Source organism: Gilliamella sp. B2911 (genome assembly GCF_026536965.1).
Taxonomy (GTDB): domain Bacteria; phylum Pseudomonadota; class Gammaproteobacteria; order Enterobacterales; family Orbaceae; genus Gilliamella; species Gilliamella apicola_E.
In genome coordinates, this window is record NZ_JAFNNA010000002.1 from 237,708 (window position 1) to 259,797 (window position 22,090).

The following is a 22,090-nucleotide window of genomic DNA, read 5'->3' on the forward strand; positions in this document are numbered from 1 at the left end:
ATGACAACTATTAAACTTATTGTAGGTTTAGCTAATCCAGGTAACGAATATGCTGCAACTCGCCATAATGCAGGAGCTTGGTATGTAGATCTTCTTGCTGAACGTTATAACCAACCGCTAAAAATTGATCCTAAATTTTTTGGATATAGCTCACGGATTAATATTCATGGTCATGATGTCCGTTTGTTAGTACCAACTACCTTTATGAATTTAAGTGGTAAAGCTGTTCAAGCAATGGCTTCTTTTTATCAAATTCAGCCCGATGAGATATTAGTTGCTCATGATGAGTTAGATCTTAATCCAGGTATTGCTAAATTAAAATTTGGTGGTAGTCATGGCGGTCATAATGGATTGAAAGATATTGCAAATAAACTTGGCAATAATTTGAATTTTTATCGGTTAAGAATTGGTATTGGACACCCTGGTGATAAGAATAAAGTAGTTGGTTATGTATTAAATAAACCATCTAAACCAGAACAAGATTTAATTGATAAAGCAATCGATGAATCAGTATATTGCACAGATATCTTACTGAAAGATGGAGTAGAAAGTGCAATGAATCGTTTGCATTCATTCAAAGCTTAAATTTGCTAAGATTAATATTTTCTGTATTCAACTAAATTAAAAAAAATCCACCTGATTAACAGGTGGATGACAAATCACGTATTCATTCCAGACTAAGAAAATAAGTGAGTAACGTTACCACCTTTTTCAGCAATTTTCTTCATAACTTCTTTAATCAACCATGTATTCATTGCTGCTGTATCGTCTGTACTACCGGTATAATTAAGTTCAGTTGCTAATTTTTTACGTGCATCTAAACTGTTATCAATACCTAATAATTTCAATAAATCAACAATTGATGTCTTCCAGTTAAGTTTTTCAGGAAATTTTTTAGCTAAATTATCTAAAATTGACATCACATCGATTTCAGAAATTGGGTTTTTATTTTCTGATGTATTTTGTTGATTTTGTTCAGTATTACTATTTGTGTTGTTACTTGATGTGTTGCCTTTAACGGTGTCAGTGATTTTATCAACTTGCTCTTTCACTGCATCTTTTGCATGACCTACAGCGGCTTGTGCGCTTGGAAATATTTTAGAAAAAATATTATTTAAGATACCCATTTTACACCCCTTATGTTTAAACTGCTTATTAAAAAACTGCTTAACGATATAGATGTAGAAAATATCCCCTAAAGTATAGCTGTTAAATATAAATTGTGTCAAAGCAACAATGAACCAATAGCATTTTTTGTAATAATGCTATTAAAGTTTTAGAAATATATTTTTATTCAATAGCTCATATTTTCAAATTAATTAAAGCTATCGACAATCAAAAAACTTATTATACCAATTTGAGAAAGTATTGTGATATACATCACAAATTCAATAAATAACTCAATACAGCGACTAAAAATAATAGTAGTATTTGGTTCACCAATTATTGGTTATATTTTATTTGAATAAATAATTGGATAGACAGTAAAATTTCTTTCTTTAATATGATGTTTTTTAAGCAGTGCTTATTCGGCTATCTTTTTGGTGTTGCTTTAAATAAAAAATATCGATAATAAATATTTAAAATCATGATTTTAAATAAAGACATTCTAACTATATAAGAACAATAGCGTGTATATCACGCTATTTTTATGTTCAAATTAAAAAAAGCCCAATATTATGGGCTTCTCTAGTCAAAGGCGATTAGTCTTTATTCAAAAAATGCACGTCTAATCGCATATTCAACGCCGCGAATTTCCGCTAAACCTCTTAAGCGTCCTATTGCAGAATAACCTGGATTGGTTTTCTTTTTAAGATCGTCAAGCATTTGGTGACCATGATCAGGACGAACTGGTATTAAACGTTTGATTCCCGCTTTTTTACGTCGTTCTTCTTCAGCAATAAGCACTTTAATTACGCCATACATATCAACATCACCTGCTAAGTGATCACCTTCGTGGAAAGATAATGGATTATCTTCACGAACTGTTGCGCGCAAATGAATAAAGTGAACTCTATCAGCAAATTTTTCAGCCATTGTAACTAAATCATTATCGCTACGAACGCCATAAGAACCAGTACAGAAGCAGAATCCATTATGAATGCTATCAACTGTTTCTTTTATCCACTGCATATCTTCAATAGTTGAAACAATGCGTGGTAAACCTAAAATAGGTCTAGGAGGATCATCAGGATGAACTGTCAGAACAACGCCAACTTCTTCGGCGACTGGAACGATAGCTTTCAAGAAATAAGCATAATTCTCACGTAATTTAGCTTTATCAATACCGTCATATGTTGCAAGATGTGCTCGAAATTGATCTAGTGAGTAACCTTCTTCGGCACCTGGTAACCCAGCGATAATATTTCCAACAAGTTTATCTTTATCGGCTTGCGTCATATTTTCAAAATATTTTTTTGCTGAAATCTGATCTTCTTGTGAATAATCTTTTTCGGCATTAGGTCGTTTTAAAATATGAATATCAAATGCAGCAAAAGCAATTTGATCGAAACGTAGAGCTCTTGAACCGTCTGATAATTCATAACCTAGATCGGTGCGAGTCCAGTCTAATACTGGCATAAAATTGTAACAAACAGTATCAATACCACAAGCGGCTAAATTACGAATTGATTGTTGATAATTGGCAATATGTTGTTCAACGTTGCCAGAATGGGTTTTAATTTCTTCGTGAACAGGAATACTTTCAACAACTGACCAAGTTAGACCTTTGTCTTCAATCATTTTTTTTCGTTTTTTAATTTCGTCGATTGTCCAGATTTCACCATTGGGAATATGATGTAAAGCTGTAACAATTCCTGTTGCCCCTGATTGTCTAATATCGTCCAATGATACAGGGTCGTTAGGTCCAAACCAACGCATTGTTTGTTCCATTTAAATTCTCCTCAAAGATACTTCATTTACAAAATTATTCTAAAATGAAGATCCATAAACAATGCATATTTGTTTCTATTGGTTAACGATAGTGACCGGTATAGAGTCAAATAAATAACCATCAAAATTTGGATCTTCACTGTCAGAAACAGTCATTAATGTTTGTTTAACATTTTCTAAGTGCTGCCACATAGCATGGCGTGCAGCCATTGCATCTTTCAACTGTAATGCCTGTAGAATTTTTTCATGATCATATAACCATTTTTTTCGATAACTATGATCGGTTATTCTACTTTGTAGTTGGTCCCACATTTTACTTGATGAACGTTTTGTCCATAGATCTTCTAATAACCGCTCAAGTATTGAGTTCTTTGTGGCTCGAGCTATTGCAATATGAAACATTTCATCAGCACTATAGTCATCAAGCACATCTTGTTCTAAAATTTGACGTTCTTGTTCTAATATAGCTCTTAACTCTACAATATCAGCTTTTACAATTTGTGAGGCAGCAAAAGCGGCAATATTACTTTCAATTAATTGTCTCGCTTGTAATAATTCAAAAGGACCAAAATCCTCTTCTTCTATTTCCCTGTCTTTTTCAGACAAGAACTCGCTTGGTAAACCAATTACATAAACACCAGAGCCTTTTTTTACTTCAACTAATTTTTCAAGCTCTAACATAATTAATGCTTCTCGAACTACCGTTCTGCTAACATCAAAGGTCTCAGCAATATCTCTTTCTGGTGGTAGACGGTCACCAATTTTAAAAGTTCCACTTTTTAATAACAATTTTAACTCATTACCAATTTCTTGATAGAGTCGTTTGCCTCTTGGCATAATCTATAATCCTCAGAATACTATTAAGTTTATTGAAGATAATTATACGCTAATTATTAAACTCCTCTAAGTTAATAATAAAAGAAATCCATTACATCTTTAAATTGGTTTACCAATATTGTCGGCCATTATAAAGATTTTAGCAATCATCCCTATAAAATAAACCAAAAAATGTGACATGAATCACAAAAATTGAAAAATAAAGATGAAAATTTTGTCAACAAATGAAAATATGTCTAACCAATAAATATTGCAGTTAGTTAATTACGGTGTATAAAATGTTGAATTTATTAGAAATACCACAATCAATCAAAAATAAACCTTTATACAATAGGGAGAAAATGACCGCTCGTATTGTACATATAGGTTTTGGTGCATTTCACAGAGCACATCAGGCACTATTTACTGATCGTTTATTGAATAAAGGTAATAGTGATTGGGCTATCTGCGAGGTAAATATTGTTGGTGGTGAAGAGTTAATCAATGATATTAGAAAACAAGATCATCTATATACAGTGCTTGAAAAAGGCGCGACATCTAAACAAGCCTATATTATTGGAAGTGTAAAAGAATCATTATTAGCACCAACAGACGGTATTGAAACAATTTTAGAAAAAATGGCTGATCCTATTGTCGAAATTGTTTCATTAACGGTAACTGAAAAAGGTTACTGTATGTTGCCTGGTGGGACTGGTTTGGATTTGAATAATGAATTAATCAAAGCAGATTTAGCTTCTCCAAGTAAACCTATGTCAGCGCCAGGTGTTATTGTTGAAGCTTTATATAGAAGAATGCAAAGAGGATTGAAATCGTTTACGGCTTTATCATGTGACAACATGCCAGAAAATGGTTTAGTTTTGAGGAAAGCTATTTTAGATTTAGCGAATGCACGCGATCTTGAGCTGGCTAAATGGATTGAAAATAATACAACTTTCCCTTGTACGATGGTTGACCGTATTGTTCCTGCTGCAACATCTGAAACCTTAGAAGAAATTCAAGATGTTTTAGGTGGAATGTATGATCCGTGTGGTATTGCTTGTGAGCCATTTATTCAATGGGTTATTGAAGATAATTTTGTCACTTCACGACCTAATTGGAACGAAGCTGGTGCTGAATTTGTTGATAATGTAGTGCCATATGAAGAAATGAAACTTCGAATGCTAAATGGTAGCCATTCATTTTTAGCCTATTTAGGTTATTTAGCTGGTTATGAGCATATCAATGATTGTATGAATGACGAAAATTATAAAAAAGCGACTTTATCGTTAATGATGCAACAGCAAGCACCAACCTTAAATGTTCCTTCGCACGTTAATTTACAACAATATGCTGAAAAACTTATTGAAAGATTTAGTAACCCATCACTAAAACATAGAACATGGCAAATCGCTATGGATGGTACACAAAAACTACCGCAACGCATACTTGATTCTATCCGTTGGCATATTAAACATAATTCTGATTTTTCATTACTAGCTTTAGGGGTAGCTGGTTGGATGCGATATGTTGGTGGTATTGATGACCATAAACAAGTAATCGATATTCGTGATCCAATGGTTGATGAGTTGAAAAAACTTGTTGCTGAGAGTGATGAAGGGGTAGAAAGAGTTAACTCGTTATTAAGTTTAGAAGCTGTTTTTGGATCAGATTTACCCGCCAATTCATTATTCAGAGAAAAAATAACAGAACATTATCTTTCTTTAATGAAAAAAGGTGCTAAACAGACTATTAAGGATTTAGCTTTATAAATTGGAAAGAAAAACAATGAAAAAATTCTTAGATGATAACTTTTTGTTACAAACTGATGCGGCACAAAAGCTTTATTTTGATTACGCTGAAGATCAACCCATATACGATTATCATTGCCATTTACCACCAAAAGATATTGCTGAAAATAAAAATTTCCGTAATTTAGCTGAAATTTGGTTAGCAGGTGATCATTACAAATGGCGAGTGTTACGGACAGCTGGAATTGATGAAAAATATATCACAGGTGATGCATCTGACTATGAAAAATATCTTACTTGGGCAAAAGTTGTTCCTTTAACGCTTGGAAACCCGATTTACCATTGGACTCATCTGGAGTTAAAAAGACCATTTGGTATAAAAAATATTCTTCTTAACGAAAAAACAGCTGATAAAATTTGGTCTGAGGCTAATGATAAATTAGCGACTGCTGAATTCTCAACCAGAGGTATTTTGACACAAATGAATGTCAAAGCAGTAGGAACAACTGATGACCCTATTGATTCACTTGAATATCACAAACAAATCGCTTTAGATGCTTCATTTAAAACTAAAGTAAGACCAAGTTGGCGACCAGACAGAGTTTTTAAAATAGAACTAACAGGCTTTGTTGATTACATTGTTGAATTAGGAAAAGTAACTGATATTGAAATTAATAGTTTTGAAAAATTACTTTGTGCGTTAACCAAACGATTAGATCATTTTGAACAACATGGTTGTGAAGCTGCAGATCATGGCATCGAAATTCTCCGTTATGCTGATATTCCTTCGGAAAAACAGCTTGATCAAATAATAGCAAAACGTCTTGCTAATCAGTCCCTTTCTGAACTGGAAATTGCACAATTTAGTACGGCAGTACTTGTTTGGTTAGGTAAGCAATATCATAAACGTAATTGGGTTATGCAATTACATTTAGGAGCTTTGCGTAATAATAATCAACGAATGTTTAAAATGCTTGGTCCTGATGCTGGGTTTGACTCGATTGGTGATAGACCCATCGCTGAACCACTTTCTTCATTATTAGGTATTTTGGACTTAACTGATGAACTGCCTAAAACTATTTTGTATTGTCTAAACCCTCGTGATAATGAGGTCTTAGCGACTATGGCTGGTAACTTTCAAGGTTCAAATATTGCAGGAAAAATTCAATTTGGTTCGGGCTGGTGGTTCAATGACCAAAAAGATGGAATGGAACGTCAGATAATGCAACTTTCTCAAATGGGATTATTAAGTCAATTTGTTGGTATGTTAACTGATTCCCGTAGTTTTTTATCATTTACAAGACATGAATATTTTAGACGAATTCTTTGTAATATGGTGGGGAATTGGATGGAAAATGGAGAAATTCCTGAAGATTTTGACTTAGTTGGCAACATGATTAGAAATATTTGTTTTAACAATGCAAATCATTATTTTTCTAAATAACACGAATTAACAATAAATAAGATGAAGGAAATAAAATGAGAACAATTCCAAAATTTCGGTGGTACATGATTTTACTTGTCTGTGCTATTACAATAATCAATTATCTTGATCGAACGGCATTAGGCGTTGCCGCGCCGACAATTTTAGAAACCACAGGTATTACTAAAGAGCAATATTCTTGGATTGTTAGCGCATTCCAGTTAGCGTATACGATAGGTCAACCTATCATGGGCTTTTTTATTGATACTATAGGTCTAAGACTTGGGTTTGCTATCTGTGCGGTAATTTGGGGATTAGCAACCATGGGTCATGCATTGACAGGTACATGGCAAGGTTTAGCTTTCATGCGCGGTGTAATGGGCTTTAGTGAAGCATCAGCTATCCCAGCAGGAATAAAAACTGCCTCTATATGGTTCCCTGCAAAAGAAAGAGGGATCGCATCAGGTGTGTTTAATATGGGGACATCTTTTGGTGCTATGTTAGCTCCCCCTCTAATCGCTTGGTGTATTTTATTCCAAGGTTGGGAATTTGCTTTCGTTGTTTCTGGTTCGTTAGCATTAATTGCTGCTCTTGCTTGGTTTATTTTTTATCGTGACCCTAAAGATTCAAAAATATTGTCTCCTGAAGAAAGAGAATATATTGAAGCAGGTCAAGAAAAATATTTAGACAATGATAAAGAAAAAGTATCTTTAAAAACGATCCTTACTCAGCGTAATTTCTGGGGTATTGGTATTGCACGTTTTCTTGCAGATCCAGCTTGGGGGACAATCAATTTTTGGGTGCCAATTTTCTTCGTTGAAACATTGCACTTTAGTTTAAAAGAAATTGCTATGTTTGTTTGGCTACCGTTTTTGATGGCTGATCTAGGCTGTTTAGCAAGTGGTTTTGTTGCGAAGTTTTTTAATGACCGTGGAATATCATTAATCAATTCAAGATTGATCACCTTTACCATCGGCGCTGTGTTAATGATGACCATTGGTTTTGTTAGTATTGTTGAAAACCCATATTTAGCGGTATTTTTAATCAGCCTTGGTGGTTTTTCACATCAATTGTTATCTACTGTTGCATCAACTTTAGGCGGTGATTTATTTAAGAAAAATCAGGTTGCTACAGCAGTTGGGATGGCCGGTGCTTGTGCTTGGACAGGTCAATTAATATTTAACCTTTTCATTGGTGCATTTGTAGGCATAATTGGTTTTGGTCCTTTCTTTATTGCATTAGCTTTCTTTGATGTAATCGGTGCAATTGTGCTTTGGACATTTATTCGCGAGAACCAAGTTAATCAAAGTACCACTAATTAATCATAACTAGATAACTAACAAATAATTAATAATAACTAACATAGGTAGGATCAAAATTTTTGATTCTACCTATTTTTTTGAAATTGAATAATTATTTTAATTAGCCTTATTATTTATTTCATTTTTAATAGTTCAAATAATGTGTAAATATTATTTTTTTACACGACTTTTTTGAATAGATCAGGTAAATTATTGAGTATTGAGTTATTTATATTAAAAATAGATTTGTTTTAATTTTAGCAAGAACTAAGGATGAGCCTAATTCATGCGTGATAATGAGCCAAAAATGTTGACCAGCCTTTTGTCACAAGGGGCTTTATTATCCCAAATAAAAGAAAGGACATTAGCACTGAGTCAATTAACGAAGGTTATTGATGAATTGCTTCCAGCACCGTTGAATCAGCAATATAGAGTTGCAAATTATCGTCAAGGTATTCTTATTCTTGAGATCAGTTCGGCTAATTGGCTTACACGAATAAAATACGAACAAAGTAATTTGATTTCAGGTATACGTCAAAAAATCTTACCTTCGTTATCCTCTATTCAATATAAGATTAATCCCACTATTGCGACAAATAACTCACAATTAGTTAATTTTTCAAATAAGAATGCTAAAATTAATAATGTGATTACGATTCAAACAGCAATATATTTAAATGCTTTGGCTGAGCAAGCACCTGAAAAACTAAAAAAACAATTGATAAAACTTGCTAACCATGCAAAATAAGCTAAACAATATTTAGAAATAATAAATGAAAAGATACAGGAGTGAAATATGGATAAAAGTATGATGACCTATATTATCATCGGCCTAATAATTGGTTTTATTGTGGGTATAATTTTCATCAATTTTGTTTCTCAAAAAGGACGTAAATATGCCAAAGTTAAACGCGAATTGGAACAAGCCCAAGAAGAATTAGCATCTCAAAAACAGATGATGGTTAAACATTTTTCTCATAGTGCTGAAATATTGGATAATATGGCCAAAGATTTTCGTCGCTTATATCAACATATTGCTGAAACTTCTGGGCAATTTGTAACTTCTGATGATATGCCTATGATTGATTTAGAAGCCGTCAATAATGATATCAGTGTCAAAAATGAATTAACACTTGAAAAGCAGCCTAAAGACTATTCAGATAATCCTTCAGGATTATTCAAAAATGATGAAGTGAAATCTTAATTAATTTTCAACATTTCTTAGTTTTATTAGGCTATTTATGTTTTAAATATCAAATTTCTTAAATAAGAGAGTTTTATGATGAGTCATTCTTTACGAAAACCAAAAAAATTATTAAGTATAATTGCATTAAGTTTAGGTTTAAGTTTAGCTACATTATCTAATGCCAATGCGGCATTCCCATTTTTACCAACGGATAATAACCAACAACAACCATCGTTGGCACCAATGTTGGAAACCGTTTTACCTTCGGTAGTAAGTATTAAAGTTGAAGGCACTGCTCAAATGCAAAATAATATGCCGGAAGAATTTAGACGATTTTTCGGCTATCCGGATAGTCAATCTAGGCCTTTCTCGGGATTAGGTTCTGGTGTCATTATTGATGCTGAAAAAGGTTATATTGTTACCAATAATCATGTAATTGATAGCGCCGATAAAATTACGGTAGTAATAAATGACGGTCATGAATATCAAGCAAAACTAATTGGTAAAGATCCACAAAGTGATATTGCTTTATTGAAAGTGGATAATGCAAAAAAATTAACCTCAATCAAACTTGCTGATTCAGATAAAACACGAGTTGGTGATTACGTTGTTGCGATTGGTAATCCATTCGGTATCGGTCAAACTGTTACTTCTGGTATCATTTCTGCGTTAGCTCGTAGTGGGTTAAGTATGGATGGCTTTGAAAATTTCATTCAAACTGACGCGTCAATTAACCAAGGTAATTCCGGTGGTGCTTTAGTTAACTTAAATGGTGAACTAGTTGGGATAAACACTGCTATTATTGCGCCAAGTGGGGGTAATGTAGGAATTGGTTTCGCTATACCTAGTAATATGGTTAGAAGTTTGACTTCTCAACTTATTGAGTATGGTGAAGTTAAACGAGGTGTTTTAGGTATAAAAGGTAATGAATTAACATCAGATATTGCTAAAGCTTTTGACCTTGAAGTACAAAAAGGTGCTTTTGTTAGTGAAGTTATAGATGATTCTGCTGCAAAAGAAGCAGGAATTAAATCTGGTGATGTCATCATTTCTATGGACGGTAAACCGGTTGATAGTTTTGCAGAGTTACGCGCAAAAATCGCGACAACTGGAGCTGGTCGTACAGTTAAATTAGGTTTGATTCGAGATGGCAAAGAGATTTCTGTTGAGGTTAAATTGAAAAACGGTGATGCATCCAGTACCGAAGCAAAATCTTTACATCCAGCACTTGAAGGTGCAACACTTGTTAATGGTGATATAAAAGGACAAAAAGGTGTATTAATTGAGAGTATTGTTAAAAACTCTCCTGCTTCACGTTTAAGTTTACAAGAAGGTGATCTTATCACTGGGGTCAATAAGTCTAGAGTTAATAGTATTTCTGAACTACGTAAAGTGATTGATAGCAATCCTTCTGCAATCGCTTTAAATATTGTCCGAGGAGATAGCCGTTTATATCTTATCTTACGCTAAGTAATTATATAGCTAAAAATCGTCGATGCTTTGCATCGACGAAAACTTCATTTTAACCATCAGTTAGATATGATAGAATCCTATCAACTATTCTCATCTTTATAATAATTATGCTTAAAAAGTTTCTTTGGCCAATATTAATTGGTGGTGTGTTAGCGATAGTATTACTCATTATTTTCCCTTCTTTAAGAAATGGAACACAATCAGATTTTTCTAGATCTATTTTTAATGAAGAACCTATGAGTTATTCTGACGCGGTTAAGATTGCTGCTCCAGCAGTAGTAAATATCTACAGTCGATCGATTAATTCTGTTCCAAAACAATCACAAGATGGCCCAATTACACCGCTAGGTTCTGGTGTAATTATGAGTGAGTATGGCTATATCATTACCAATTATCATGTTGTTGATGGAGCTGAACAAATTATTGTTGCCTTGCAAGATGGTCGAATTTTTGAAGCATTACCTGTAGGTTCCGATAAGTTGGTTGATATTGCTGTGCTTAAAATAGAGGCAACTAATATCCCGGTCATACCTATTAATTCTAAACGAGACCCAAAAATTGGTGATGTTGTTTTAGCTATTGGTAATCCATACAACATCGGTCAAACGATTACCCAAGGTATTATTAGTGCGACAGGGCGTGACGGATTAAGCCCATATCGTCGACAAAACTTTATTCAAACTGATGCATCGATTAATCATGGTAATTCAGGTGGAGCTTTAGTAAATACTAAAGGTGAGTTGGTAGGCATTAATACATTAACATTTGCTAAAAATCTCGGTAATGATGTTCCTGAAGGAATTGGTTTTGCCATCCCAACAGCATTAGCCGTTAAAATAATGGATAAATTAATTCAAGATGGGAAAGTGATTCGAGGCTATATTGGCATTGATGGGTTAGAATTCGCCCCAACGCAAAATCCTAGTGATTTACCGAAGGTATTAGGTATATTAGTTACCAATGCTGAAGGACCTTCATTACAGGCTGGCGTTGAAGCAAATGATATATTAATTATGGTTGATAATAAACCAGTAAAATCCATAGTAGAAACTATGGATCAAATTGCAGAGTTGAAACCAGGAACAATCGTCCCCATATTAGTTTTGCGAAATGGAGAAAAGATTGAACTTCAAGTAACTATCGGGCAATTACCGGTTTAGATTGGTCGATTATTACTTGATTATCTTTCATATAGGACGTATAATTCGCACCCTTATCATGTTATTTAACACTCGTATGGTGTATAGATTTTGCGATTAAGCCGTTTATATAGCGATACGAACAAACTTTAGAGGTTTATTATGAAAGAAGGTATCCATCCAGAATACACTGCAATTACAGCAACTTGTTCTTGTGGTAACACAATTAAAACTCATTCAACTATTGGTCATGATATTCATCTTGACGTATGTGGTGAATGTCACCCGTTTTATACTGGTAAACAACGTGATGTTGCAACTGGCGGACGTGTTGATAAATTCAAACAACGTTTTGCAATGGTTGGTGGTAAAAAATAGTTTTACTAAACTAACGTTGTCAAAAAGGCGCTTTAAGCGCCTTTTTTGTATCTACTATTCTATTTTAATTCAATCATTCGTCGATTAAATCCGGATCGATGCCTAAATCTCTCATCATTTTTTGTGCTTGTTGTGGAATTCCATCATCACGATCTTTCTGAAGATCTTCATCACAAGGGAGTGGTTGACCAGTATAAGCGTGTAAAAAGGCTTCACATAATAATTCACTATTCGTTGCATGACGTAAGTTATTGACTTGTCGCCTTGTTCGCTCATCAGTTAATATTTTAAGTACTTTCAACGGAATTGAGACTGTAATTTTTTTTACTTGTTCACTTTTTTTACCATGTTCAGCATAAGGGCTGATATAATCGCCGTTCCATTCCATCATATTTTTCACCAAATCACATCACAAATAATGTGGGTAATTTTAGCGTTTTTTTTATTTAGCTGCAATCTATACACCAAGATAGTTAGACGTCTAGACATGTTGACGTCTTTTTTTATTGTGCTATTCTTATACAATTATTAGATATATAAAATGCTTGGTAGGAAGGTTGTTATGGCTGGTGATTCTAAAAATCTAAGACAAGGTACTAATTTTAGCCAAGGCACGATAGCTGTTCGTGGTGGAATTAATACAGATGATCAATTTGGTAGCGTAGTTCCTGTTATTACGCCTTCAACATGTTATCGTTATGAAGAGTTTGCAACACCGAGGAAGTTTGATTATGGTCGCAAATCCAATCCAAGTAGACGATTAGTCGAAGAAACCGTTGCTAAATTAGAAGGTGGGGCGGATGCTATTTTAACTAATTGCGGTATGTCAGCAATACATCTAATTAGCGTTGCCTTACTTAGTCCAAATGATGTTGTTGTTGCGCCTCATGACTGTTATGGCGGTAGTTATCGATTATTTAATAGTTTGAGTCAAAAAGGCTATTTTAAAACAAAATTTGTTGACCAATCAGATTCTGTTGCTTTGAAAGAAGCACTTAGCTTAAAACCTAAATTAGTCTTAATTGAATCACCAAGTAACCCTTTGTTACGAGTTGTCGATATAGAAGCGATCACTCGACAAGCTCATGAGGTTGGTGCTTTGGTTTTAGTCGATAACACTTTTATGACACCAATTTTACAAAAACCATTGGAGCTTGGTGCTGATATTGTTAGCCATTCTTGTACTAAGTTTTTAAATGGCCATTCAGATTTACTCGCTGGAATATTGGTGTTTAAAGATCAACAATTAGCAACGGATGTACTATGGTGGGCCAATAATATCGGAACATCTACCTCGTCATTTGATAGTTACTTGTTATTACGTGGTTTAAGAACGCTAGCAGCAAGAGTTAAATTACAGCAAGAAAATGCGCAAAAAGTGGTAGAATTTTTAGCAAATCACCCTAAAATTGCAAAAGTTTTTCATCCATCATTACCTTCAAATCTTGGACATGATATTGCGAAAAGACAACAAAAAGGTTTTGGTTCACTGCTAAGTTTTGAATTAGCAGGTGATGCTAATGTTATGCCGAAATTTTTAAATGCACTCAATATATTTACATTAGCCCAATCACTTGGTGGTGTGGAAAGTTTAATCTGTCATCCTGCAACTATGACTCATTCAGGAATTAGTGCTGAAGCACGTAAAACCGCAGGTATATCCGATCAATTATTACGTATTTCGGTTGGTCTTGAAGATATCAGTGATCTTCTTAATGATTTAGAACAAGCACTAGCTCAAATCTAAATTTTATCTGCTGATCAATAGGATTGAGAAATAATTGATTTTATCAATCCTATTTTCCTTTACTTTCATAATAATGCACTATTTTACTTTTTGACTAACTAAAGTGGTTAAATTAGTGTTTATATTTGCCTCAAAAACCCCGTTCCTCAACTCAAAAATTCAATATCACTCCATATCTATAAATCATCTAATTTACATTAAAACTGAATTATTATCAGGCTAATACAGTGATGTAGTTCATATTTGAAGTTATGACAAGAGATTAGGCAAACAATTATTTCCAGTATAGCTGTTTGTTTCAACAACTATCATGATGGGCTTTTTTAAAGCCCATCCCTGTTTTTAATCTTTAATGCCATTATCTTTGATGACTTGCTGATACCAATAAAAACTATCTTTTTTAATTCGATTAAGTGTTTTTAAGTCATGATCATCTCGATCAACATAAACAAAGCCATAACGTTTTTTGAAACCTTGATGAGAACTTAGTAAATCAAATACTGACCATGGACAATATCCAAATAGTTCAACCCCATCTTCAATTGCATCATGACAAGCTAATATGTGCGATTTGATATAATCAATTCGATAATCATCATGTACTTTATTGTCAGCAGTTAATGTATCTGGAGTACCTAATCCATTTTCAGTAATAATTAATGGTAAACGATATTGGCGATAATATTCATTTAATACTAGTCTCAACCCCATCGGGTCAATTTGTGCGCCATAAGTAGAAGCGGTTAAATTTGGGTTTTTCTCGATCTTGAAATAGCCATATAGATCGAAATCAATATCTTTTTCTTTAGTGCCAAATGGATGAGCATCATCTTCCGGTAAATAGCTTGCGACTAATGTTCGGTAGTAATTTACGGCAATAAAATCCGGTTTAGCTTGTTTTAATATTTCGGCATCTTCTGGTTGTGTGATAGGGTAGATACCACAACGTTGCAAATAATGTTTATAGTATCCCGGATAATCACCAAAACAGTACATATCTAGGGCATAATTAGTTTTAAAATTATCATTCATTTTAGCTGCCCAAACATCCATTGGTTTATTACTTGCAGGATAGGTCATGGTGGATGATACCGCTGGTCCTACTTTGCTTCCAGCAATTAGTTCATGACAATCATTTGTTGCCATCGCATGAGCAACAAACATGTGATAATCCATTTGAGCTCTCACTTTTTCTGTGTCGCCTGGTGCGACTTTGTACATGTTCATTCGTTCATTAACACGAATCATCAAATTTTGTTCATTATTGATTTGCCAGTTTTTTACCCGATCACCAAATGCTTTATAGCAGACCTGAGCATAGCGTCTAAACGCATCGACACAACGGCGGTCTTGCCAACCATTATATTTATCAACTAAGGCAAATGGTAAATCAAAGTGATAAAGAGTAATAAATGGAATGATATTATTTTTGATTAATTCGTTAATTACTCGATTATAAAAATCAATTCCAGCTTGATTTATTTCACCGTCCCCATCAGGAATAATACGTGCCCATGATATTGAAAAACGATAAGTTTTTAATCCCAATTCTTTAAACAAAGCAATATCACTCTCTACATGATGATAGAAATCACTGGCAACTTTGCTATCGGCTTGCACTGCAGAGCGTTGAAATGAGTTATAATCAGCAACGGTCATCCCTTTTCCATCAGCATCCCATCCACCTTCAATTTGAAAAGCAGAAGATGATGCTCCCCACCAAAAATCCTTAGCAAAAGCTTTCATATATTAACCTCTAAACTTGAATAAATAATAAATTGTCTTTTTTACTGACGTGATCTTCTTGACAATATTCTATATTTTTATATTGATCCGAATTAACGACAATAACCGAAGTCGTTAAATCGAATTCTTTTATTTTATCAATATCAAATGAAACTATTTTGGTTCCTTTTGTAATGTGTTGGCCTGCTTGTACATAGGATTTAAAATATTTACCTTGTAATTTAACGGTGTCAATTCCAATGTGAATCAACAGTTCAATACCATTATCTAATGTTAGACCAATAGCATGTAAAGTAGGGTAGAGTACTGATACTGTACAATCCGCTGGTGCAACTATTTCTCCTACCTTAGGATAAACCGCGATCCCTTTGCCCATCGCTCCTGAAGCAAATACTTCATCTTTGACTTGATTTAAGGCAATGACCTCACCCTCAACAGGCGATAGAATAGTTGTATCAGTGGTTAATGGAGTTTGAATTGTTTTTGATTCTTTTTCGTTTGGTATGTCATTGAATCCAACAATCATCGTCATAATGCATGAACCAAAAAATGCAAAGCCTATACCAATTAAATAGCATAAGAACGCTTTTGTACCTGCTTCCGCATAAACAGGTATTGTTAATACCCCTTGGTTGGCAAAGGCTGTACCATAAGATCCTCCCCAACCCATTAATCCTCCGGCAAGTGCACCACACACAACTGCACAAATCATTGGTTTTTTCAATCTTAAGTTAGCGCCATAAATCGCGGGTTCGGTAATGCCGAACAAGGCTGTGATTGTTGCCGATGCAGCAACTGTTTTTAAATTTTTATTTTTGGTTTTGAAAAATACACCTAATGCGGCTCCAGCTTGTGAAAAGTTCGCCGCTCCAGCGAAAGCAAGTAAGTTCTGGCGTCCAGTTTGAGCTACGTCATTAATGCCGATTGGTACAATAGCACGATGTGCGCCAAAGATGACTAAAATACACCATACACCACCAATAAATGCTCCTAATAATATAGGGCTAACGCCCATAATGTAGTAATAGATCCAGTTTATAAATTCGCCAATATAGATGCCAATAGGACCGAAAATAAGTAAAGTAGCTGGTATCATGATAAGTAATGAAAAAGTTGGCACCATGATAATTTTTAATACTTCAGGGATAATATATTCCAAAAATCTTTGTACATAACTTAAAATAAATACCGCTAATATAATTGGGATAACGCTAGACGTGTAACTTGCTTTGGTTAATTCAATGGTAAACAGAGTGACTTCAGTTTTACTTGTCATTAAATTGACAATTGATGGATAACATAATGTTGCACCAATTATCATCGATATAAATTCATGTGCTTTAAATACTTTAGCAGCGGTATAGCCAAGTATTATTGGCATGAAGTAGAAAACTGCATCTGATGCAGCATGTAAAATCGTGTAGGTGTTATAAGTTTTGATATCAGTTTGATAGTAATAATTACCTATCATAACCGCTATAGCTAAAATTCCCTTTAACATACCTGATGCTGCAATAGCTGGGATGATTGGTGTAAAAATAGCTGCAAAAGCATTAAGTATTTTTACCCCTAATGAAACTTTAGGTTCCGTTTGATTACTTTGTTCTAACTCGCCAATTAGAGGAAGGAGTTGCTCATAAATTTTGGTGACTTTATTGCCTAATACTACTTGGTATTGTCCACTACTTTCAACAACGGAAATCACACCTTCTGTCTGTAATAATTTTTCGCGATTAGCTTTTTTACTGTCATTTAATTGAAACCGTAAGCGAGTAAAGCAGTGTGTTAAGTTGATAATATTCTCTTTACCGCCGACTAATTCGAGTATTTGCTGTGCAATTTTTTGATAGTCCATTATTTTCTCCATTACTTAAAGAATGGTTATTCATTGATAAAAAAGCTTAATACACTAAAAATTATCATTATTATATAAATCATAAAGTTAAGATGTTTGTATTATGAATTTAGTAAGATCAATTTTTATCACTTTTTAATTCACTTCAAGCTAGCATAGTTTAAAAAATTAGACAAGTTTGTCATAATTATTGCTAAATAATTTATTTAGATATATTTTTAGAGCAAAAAATTATCAGTATTAAAATTGTGGATAAATGAAGTCAGCCAAGAAGAAGTCTTATTTATTGTTGTGTATTGTGTTTTTTTTCTGGTATGCGCAATATATCTATATTCCTTATCAAACCCCTTATCTTGCGGCGATAAATATATCGACTACTATGATCGGAATGGTGGTTAGTGCTTATGGATTTTCGCAATTATTCTTAAGATTGCCGGTTGGTTTATTAGCCAATGTAAAAGAGAAACATAAAATTTTTATTGTATTAGGCACCTTTTTTGCTGGAATTGCATCGGTGATTCGTATTATTGAACCGAATGGAGCTGGTTTTCTCATTGGTAATATAATTTCAGGTTTCGCCAGTGCAATGTGGATCTCTTTTATGGTGCTTTTTTTAGGTTTTTATCCCAAGTCAAAAAAAGGGTATGCAACTAGTTTAATTATAATGGTTAATAATCTAGGTGTGTTTTTAGCCTTTTTAACAAGTACATTATTGTATGATTATATTCATATGGTAGGAATTTGTGTGCTTAGTTGCTTTAGCGGGTTATTGGCTTTTATTTTAGCAATAAAGCTAAAATATCCGGAAAAGATCCATCATGATTTTAACTATCATCTTTTGTTTAGCGCATTATGTAATCGAAAATTATTGTTTTTCTCATTTCTTGCTTTAATTCAGCAAGGGATTCAAATGTCTACCACAATGTCTTTTACTAATCAGATATTGAGTGATTTGGGTGGAAGTGCTTATTTAATTGGCATTTCTTCAATTGTCTATATGTTATCTTCAGTTCTATTTGCTAAATTGGGGGCGACTAAGTGGATTAATCTGATGAGAATTTCAAGCTGGGTAATTTTATCTTTTCTATTACTAGCACTTTATTGTATTTTAGTACCTCAGGTCTCTTCTGTTTATATTATTCTTCTATTGCAAATTATCCCAGGTATAGGGACGGGTATACTATTTTCGTTTTTAAATTTTGAAGCGATGATAGATGTGCCATCGTATGCCCGTTCTGCTGCCATGGGATTATTTCAAGCTATTTATGCACTAGGTATGACGCTATTTCCAATTATTGTTGGAATAATTAGTTTGAAATGGTCGATGATAATCGCCTATTTTGCCTTAGCCGGTATAGCAATAATAGGCGCAATTTTATCAATGATTTACTGGTTAAAATTTAGAAAGTAGACCTCTTAAAATTTTATATAGTGACACACTATCTTATTAGTTAAATGGTTTTACTGTTGAAATTTAGCCTAATAATCATTAGGTGATGCTTGTGCAAGTACTTCGCGATTACCATTATGACTTGGCGCACTTATAATGCCTTCCACTTCCATTTGTTCTACTATTCGTGCAGCGCGATTGTAACCAATTCTAAATTTGCGTTGGACGCTAGATATTGATGCTCGACGGGTTTCAACCACAAATGCTACTACTTGATCGAAAAGTGGATCGAGTTCTTCGTCGGTCATATCGAAGCTATTACCTTCATTATCATCAGTTGAAACTGTTACATTCTCGATATATTTAGGTGTGCCACGCGCTTTCCAATCTTGCACAACTGCATGAACCTCTTCATCACGTACAAATGCGCCATGAACACGAATAGGAATTGAGCTATTTGGTGCTAAATAGAGCATGTCACCCATACCTAGAAGTGATTCAGCCCCCATTTGATCTAAGATTGTACGTGAATCAATCTTGCTTGAAACAGTAAATGCTATTCGAGTTGGTATATTGGCTTTAATTAAACCAGTAATCACATCAACTGATGGGCGTTGGGTTGCAAGCACTAAGTGGATGCCAGCCGCTCGAGCTTTTTGTGCAAGTCGTGCAATGAGCTCTTCGACTTTTTTTCCAACGGCCATAATTAAGTCGGCGAATTCATCCACCATAACTACAATATATGGAAGTTTTTCAAGCGTTGGCATTTCAAGATCCATACTATCAGTGGGTTTCCAAAGAGGATCTGGAATTGGTCGGCCCATTTCTTCGGCAAGTTTGATTTTTTCGTTAAAACCAGCAATGTTACGAACGCCCAATGCTGACATCAATCGATAGCGACGCTCCATTTCATTAACACACCAGTTAAGTGCGTTAGCCGCATCTTTCATATCAGTTACTACTTGGGTCAATAGATGAGGAATCCCTTCATAGATAGATAGTTCTAACATTTTAGGATCAATCATTATAAACCTAACATCTTCAGGTTGTGATTTGTATAAAATGCTTAATATCATGGCATTAACACCTACTGATTTACCTGAACCGGTCGTTCCTGCAACCAATAAATGTGGCATTTTAGCTAAATCTGCAACCACTGATTGTCCTGCGATATCTTTTCCTAATACAATTGTTAAAGGAGATTGTGCATTTTTAAATTGTGGACTATCTAATACTTCTCTGAAATAAACAGTTTGTCGATTTTTATTTGGTAATTCAATTCCGACATACGGTTTACCTGGAATAACCTCGACCACCCGTACTGAAGGCATTGATAATGAGCGTGCTAAATCTCGGTCAAGTGTTGAAATTCTTGCTGCCTTAATGCCTGGCGCAAGTTCAATTTCGAAGCGAGTAATAACGGGTCCAGGTAAATAATCGACAACTCTAGCTTTTACTCGATAATCAGAGAGGCTTTTTTCGATTTGCTCTGACATTGCATTTAACGCCGCGTGATCAACTTCAATTCGAGTTGTTGGTGGTGGTGTTAATAAATTTAACGAAGGTAACGGCGTTGTTGGTTTTGGTAAAGGCTTATCATTGCGTTTTAGCAAAGGATGAATAAGGCTTTCTTCCTCATCCTCATCCATAACTTCTTTTATTTCATTATTAGTTTGTTGTTCATTTGATTCGTTTACTACCTCATTTTGATATATGTCATCAATGAGAGGATTTTCTTCTTTAAGAAGTGATATATCAACATCTTCGGGTATCTCAAATTCGGCTGGAATATCATTAGTATTATGATATTCAGGTGTAATACTTGGTGATGTTTCCGCTAAAGGTTCGATTACAATTGGATCAACTGAATCTTGAGATGTAATATGATTTAGATTAATTTTTGGCTCATTATGCTCCATAGTGAATAAAGGTTTACTTGGTGCATCGGCAATAGCGTATTTATCTTCTTCAAAAGGTTCTAAGGCCTCACGACTATTAATTTCTCCATCAGATTCTGTTGAACTCATATCACTCGTGGTGCTTTCATTCATATTTTTCAAAATAGTTTCCATTCGCGCTAAAATCGCGTCAGGATCCATTTCTTTTTTAGATATATCTTTAGTCGGTTGGTTGGTTTCGTTAGGAGATGTATTTGCCTCAATAGATTGCAATAATTGAGCAGCAGTTTTTATAAATACTTCATCATCTTTTAATGAAATAGGTTTAATTGTACTAATATCTGATTCTGTCGCCAATTTGGTTGAGTCAATATTATCACTAGTATCAACATCAATAGGTAGATCAAATTGTGGCTGTTTTTCTGTTGTTAATTTGTCTTCTTGATTCGAATCAGCTGGTTGTGAAACTTTATCCGGAGTAAATAACCATTTTATTGGTGACAGGATGAACATAACTAACGCACCAATTTTTTCAAACAGATAAAGCCAAGAGAAACCAGTTAAAAGCGTAATACACGCTAGTGTTGTTGCAAGCAAAGCTAGAGAGGTAGCTAAGCTACTCATAACAGGTAGAAGGCTTTCAATTACTATCGAACCTAAATAACCACCTGCTTGGAATTGTTCTGGATCGCGAATATTAAGGGCAAAAAAACCACAACAACTAAGTACAAAAGCTAAAATGCCGATAATTCGGAATGAAACACTAAAATAGTTAATAGGATCACTGGCATGACGGTAAAAGTAACCCATTAATTGTAAACAAAAAAAGATAATAATAACCGGTAAACTATAGGCGATTAATCCAAAAAACTGAAATAAGATATCAGAAATATATGCACCAATATAACCGCCTAAATTGCTAATAGGATAGTGCCAAGCTGTACGTGACCAGCCAGGATCTGATGGGTTGTAAGTAAACAGTGATAAAAATAAGTAAACAGATAAGCCTATTAATGATAATAGAATTAATTGTGCAACAATCTGTCTTCTTGTAATTTTAGATTTTTTCAAACACGTACCTAAAAACTATCTTAATTA

General features: G+C 34.2%; 18 protein-coding genes. 11 read left to right on the forward strand and 7 right to left on the reverse strand.

What is annotated here, in order from left to right:
* Positions 1 to 585, forward strand: coding sequence for an aminoacyl-tRNA hydrolase (gene pth, locus J3U27_RS03095; protein ID WP_065563637.1), 585 nt, complete (start codon positions 1 to 3; stop codon positions 583 to 585).
* A 92-nt stretch (positions 586 to 677) separates the two neighbouring features.
* Here pth and J3U27_RS03100 read toward each other — a convergent pair whose 3' ends face one another.
* The 3 genes from J3U27_RS03100 to J3U27_RS03110 form a co-directional block, all read right to left on the reverse strand.
* Positions 678 to 1,127: a DUF3597 domain-containing protein gene (locus J3U27_RS03100; RefSeq protein ID WP_065563636.1), complete on the reverse strand. Its 450-nt coding sequence runs from the start codon at positions 1,125 to 1,127 to the stop codon at positions 678 to 680.
* 583 nt (positions 1,128 to 1,710) lie between these two features.
* Positions 1,711 to 2,892 (reverse strand): mannonate dehydratase, encoded by a 1,182-nt coding sequence (uxuA, locus tag J3U27_RS03105; protein ID WP_065734695.1) that lies wholly within the window; start codon positions 2,890 to 2,892, stop codon positions 1,711 to 1,713.
* A 75-nt stretch (positions 2,893 to 2,967) separates the two neighbouring features.
* On the reverse strand, positions 2,968 to 3,729 hold the full coding sequence (locus J3U27_RS03110) for a GntR family transcriptional regulator (protein WP_065734694.1): 762 nt from the start codon (positions 3,727 to 3,729) through the stop codon (positions 2,968 to 2,970).
* 278 nt (positions 3,730 to 4,007) lie between these two features.
* Here J3U27_RS03110 and J3U27_RS03115 point away from each other — a divergent pair, with 278 nt between their 5' ends.
* The 8 genes from J3U27_RS03115 (at position 4,008) to rpmE (ending at position 12,356) form a co-directional block, all read left to right on the forward strand.
* Positions 4,008 to 5,477 (forward strand): mannitol dehydrogenase family protein, encoded by a 1,470-nt coding sequence (locus J3U27_RS03115; protein ID WP_220225687.1) that lies wholly within the window; start codon positions 4,008 to 4,010, stop codon positions 5,475 to 5,477.
* Positions 5,478 to 5,493: 16 nt separating this feature from the next.
* On the forward strand, positions 5,494 to 6,900 hold the full coding sequence (gene uxaC, locus J3U27_RS03120; RefSeq protein WP_267376806.1) for a glucuronate isomerase: 1,407 nt from the start codon (positions 5,494 to 5,496) through the stop codon (positions 6,898 to 6,900).
* 35 nt (positions 6,901 to 6,935) lie between these two features.
* Positions 6,936 to 8,201 carry an MFS transporter gene (locus J3U27_RS03125; protein ID WP_065563631.1) on the forward strand — a complete coding sequence of 422 codons (1,266 nt, stop codon included), beginning with the start codon at positions 6,936 to 6,938 and terminating at the stop codon, positions 8,199 to 8,201.
* Positions 8,202 to 8,466: 265 nt separating this feature from the next.
* Entirely contained in the window at positions 8,467 to 8,928 is a 462-nt protein-coding gene (locus tag J3U27_RS03130; protein ID WP_065563630.1) for a DUF721 domain-containing protein, read from the forward strand.
* Positions 8,929 to 8,976: 48 nt separating this feature from the next.
* The gene (locus J3U27_RS03135) at positions 8,977 to 9,384 is read left to right on the forward strand and encodes a YhcB family protein (protein ID WP_065563629.1); all 408 of its coding nucleotides are present in this window, start codon (positions 8,977 to 8,979) and stop codon (positions 9,382 to 9,384) included.
* Between the two features lie 78 nt (positions 9,385 to 9,462).
* Complete coding sequence (locus J3U27_RS03140; RefSeq protein ID WP_065563750.1) at positions 9,463 to 10,836, forward strand: Do family serine endopeptidase; 1,374 nt, start codon at positions 9,463 to 9,465, stop codon at positions 10,834 to 10,836.
* A gap of 110 nt (positions 10,837 to 10,946) precedes the next feature.
* Positions 10,947 to 11,999 carry an outer membrane-stress sensor serine endopeptidase DegS gene (gene degS / locus J3U27_RS03145; protein WP_065563628.1) on the forward strand — a complete coding sequence of 351 codons (1,053 nt, stop codon included), beginning with the start codon at positions 10,947 to 10,949 and terminating at the stop codon, positions 11,997 to 11,999.
* A 141-nt stretch (positions 12,000 to 12,140) separates the two neighbouring features.
* Entirely contained in the window at positions 12,141 to 12,356 is a 216-nt protein-coding gene (gene rpmE, locus J3U27_RS03150; RefSeq protein WP_065563627.1) for a 50S ribosomal protein L31, read from the forward strand.
* Between the two features lie 73 nt (positions 12,357 to 12,429).
* Here rpmE and metJ read toward each other — a convergent pair whose 3' ends face one another.
* The gene (gene metJ, locus J3U27_RS03155) at positions 12,430 to 12,747 is read right to left on the reverse strand and encodes a met regulon transcriptional regulator MetJ (RefSeq protein WP_065563626.1); all 318 of its coding nucleotides are present in this window, start codon (positions 12,745 to 12,747) and stop codon (positions 12,430 to 12,432) included.
* Between the two features lie 171 nt (positions 12,748 to 12,918).
* Here metJ and metB point away from each other — a divergent pair, with 171 nt between their 5' ends.
* Positions 12,919 to 14,103: a cystathionine gamma-synthase gene (gene metB, locus J3U27_RS03160; protein WP_267376809.1), complete on the forward strand. Its 1,185-nt coding sequence runs from the start codon at positions 12,919 to 12,921 to the stop codon at positions 14,101 to 14,103.
* 342 nt (positions 14,104 to 14,445) lie between these two features.
* Here the strand turns inward: metB and J3U27_RS03165 are convergent, their stop codons facing one another.
* Together J3U27_RS03165 and J3U27_RS03170 are read right to left on the reverse strand one after the other, a co-directional pair.
* Entirely contained in the window at positions 14,446 to 15,849 is a 1,404-nt protein-coding gene (locus J3U27_RS03165) for a glycoside hydrolase family 1 protein (protein WP_267362407.1), read from the reverse strand.
* Between the two features lie 10 nt (positions 15,850 to 15,859).
* The gene (locus J3U27_RS03170; protein WP_267376811.1) at positions 15,860 to 17,704 is read right to left on the reverse strand and encodes a beta-glucoside-specific PTS transporter subunit IIABC; all 1,845 of its coding nucleotides are present in this window, start codon (positions 17,702 to 17,704) and stop codon (positions 15,860 to 15,862) included.
* A 256-nt stretch (positions 17,705 to 17,960) separates the two neighbouring features.
* Here J3U27_RS03170 and J3U27_RS03175 point away from each other — a divergent pair, with 256 nt between their 5' ends.
* On the forward strand, positions 17,961 to 19,115 hold the full coding sequence (locus J3U27_RS03175; protein WP_267376812.1) for an MFS transporter: 1,155 nt from the start codon (positions 17,961 to 17,963) through the stop codon (positions 19,113 to 19,115).
* 68 nt (positions 19,116 to 19,183) lie between these two features.
* On the opposite strand, the gene J3U27_RS11600 is transcribed toward J3U27_RS03175, so the two are convergent.
* Entirely contained in the window at positions 19,184 to 22,063 is a 2,880-nt protein-coding gene (locus J3U27_RS11600; protein ID WP_416380528.1) for a DNA translocase FtsK 4TM domain-containing protein, read from the reverse strand.
* Positions 22,064 to 22,090 lie beyond the last annotated feature (27 nt).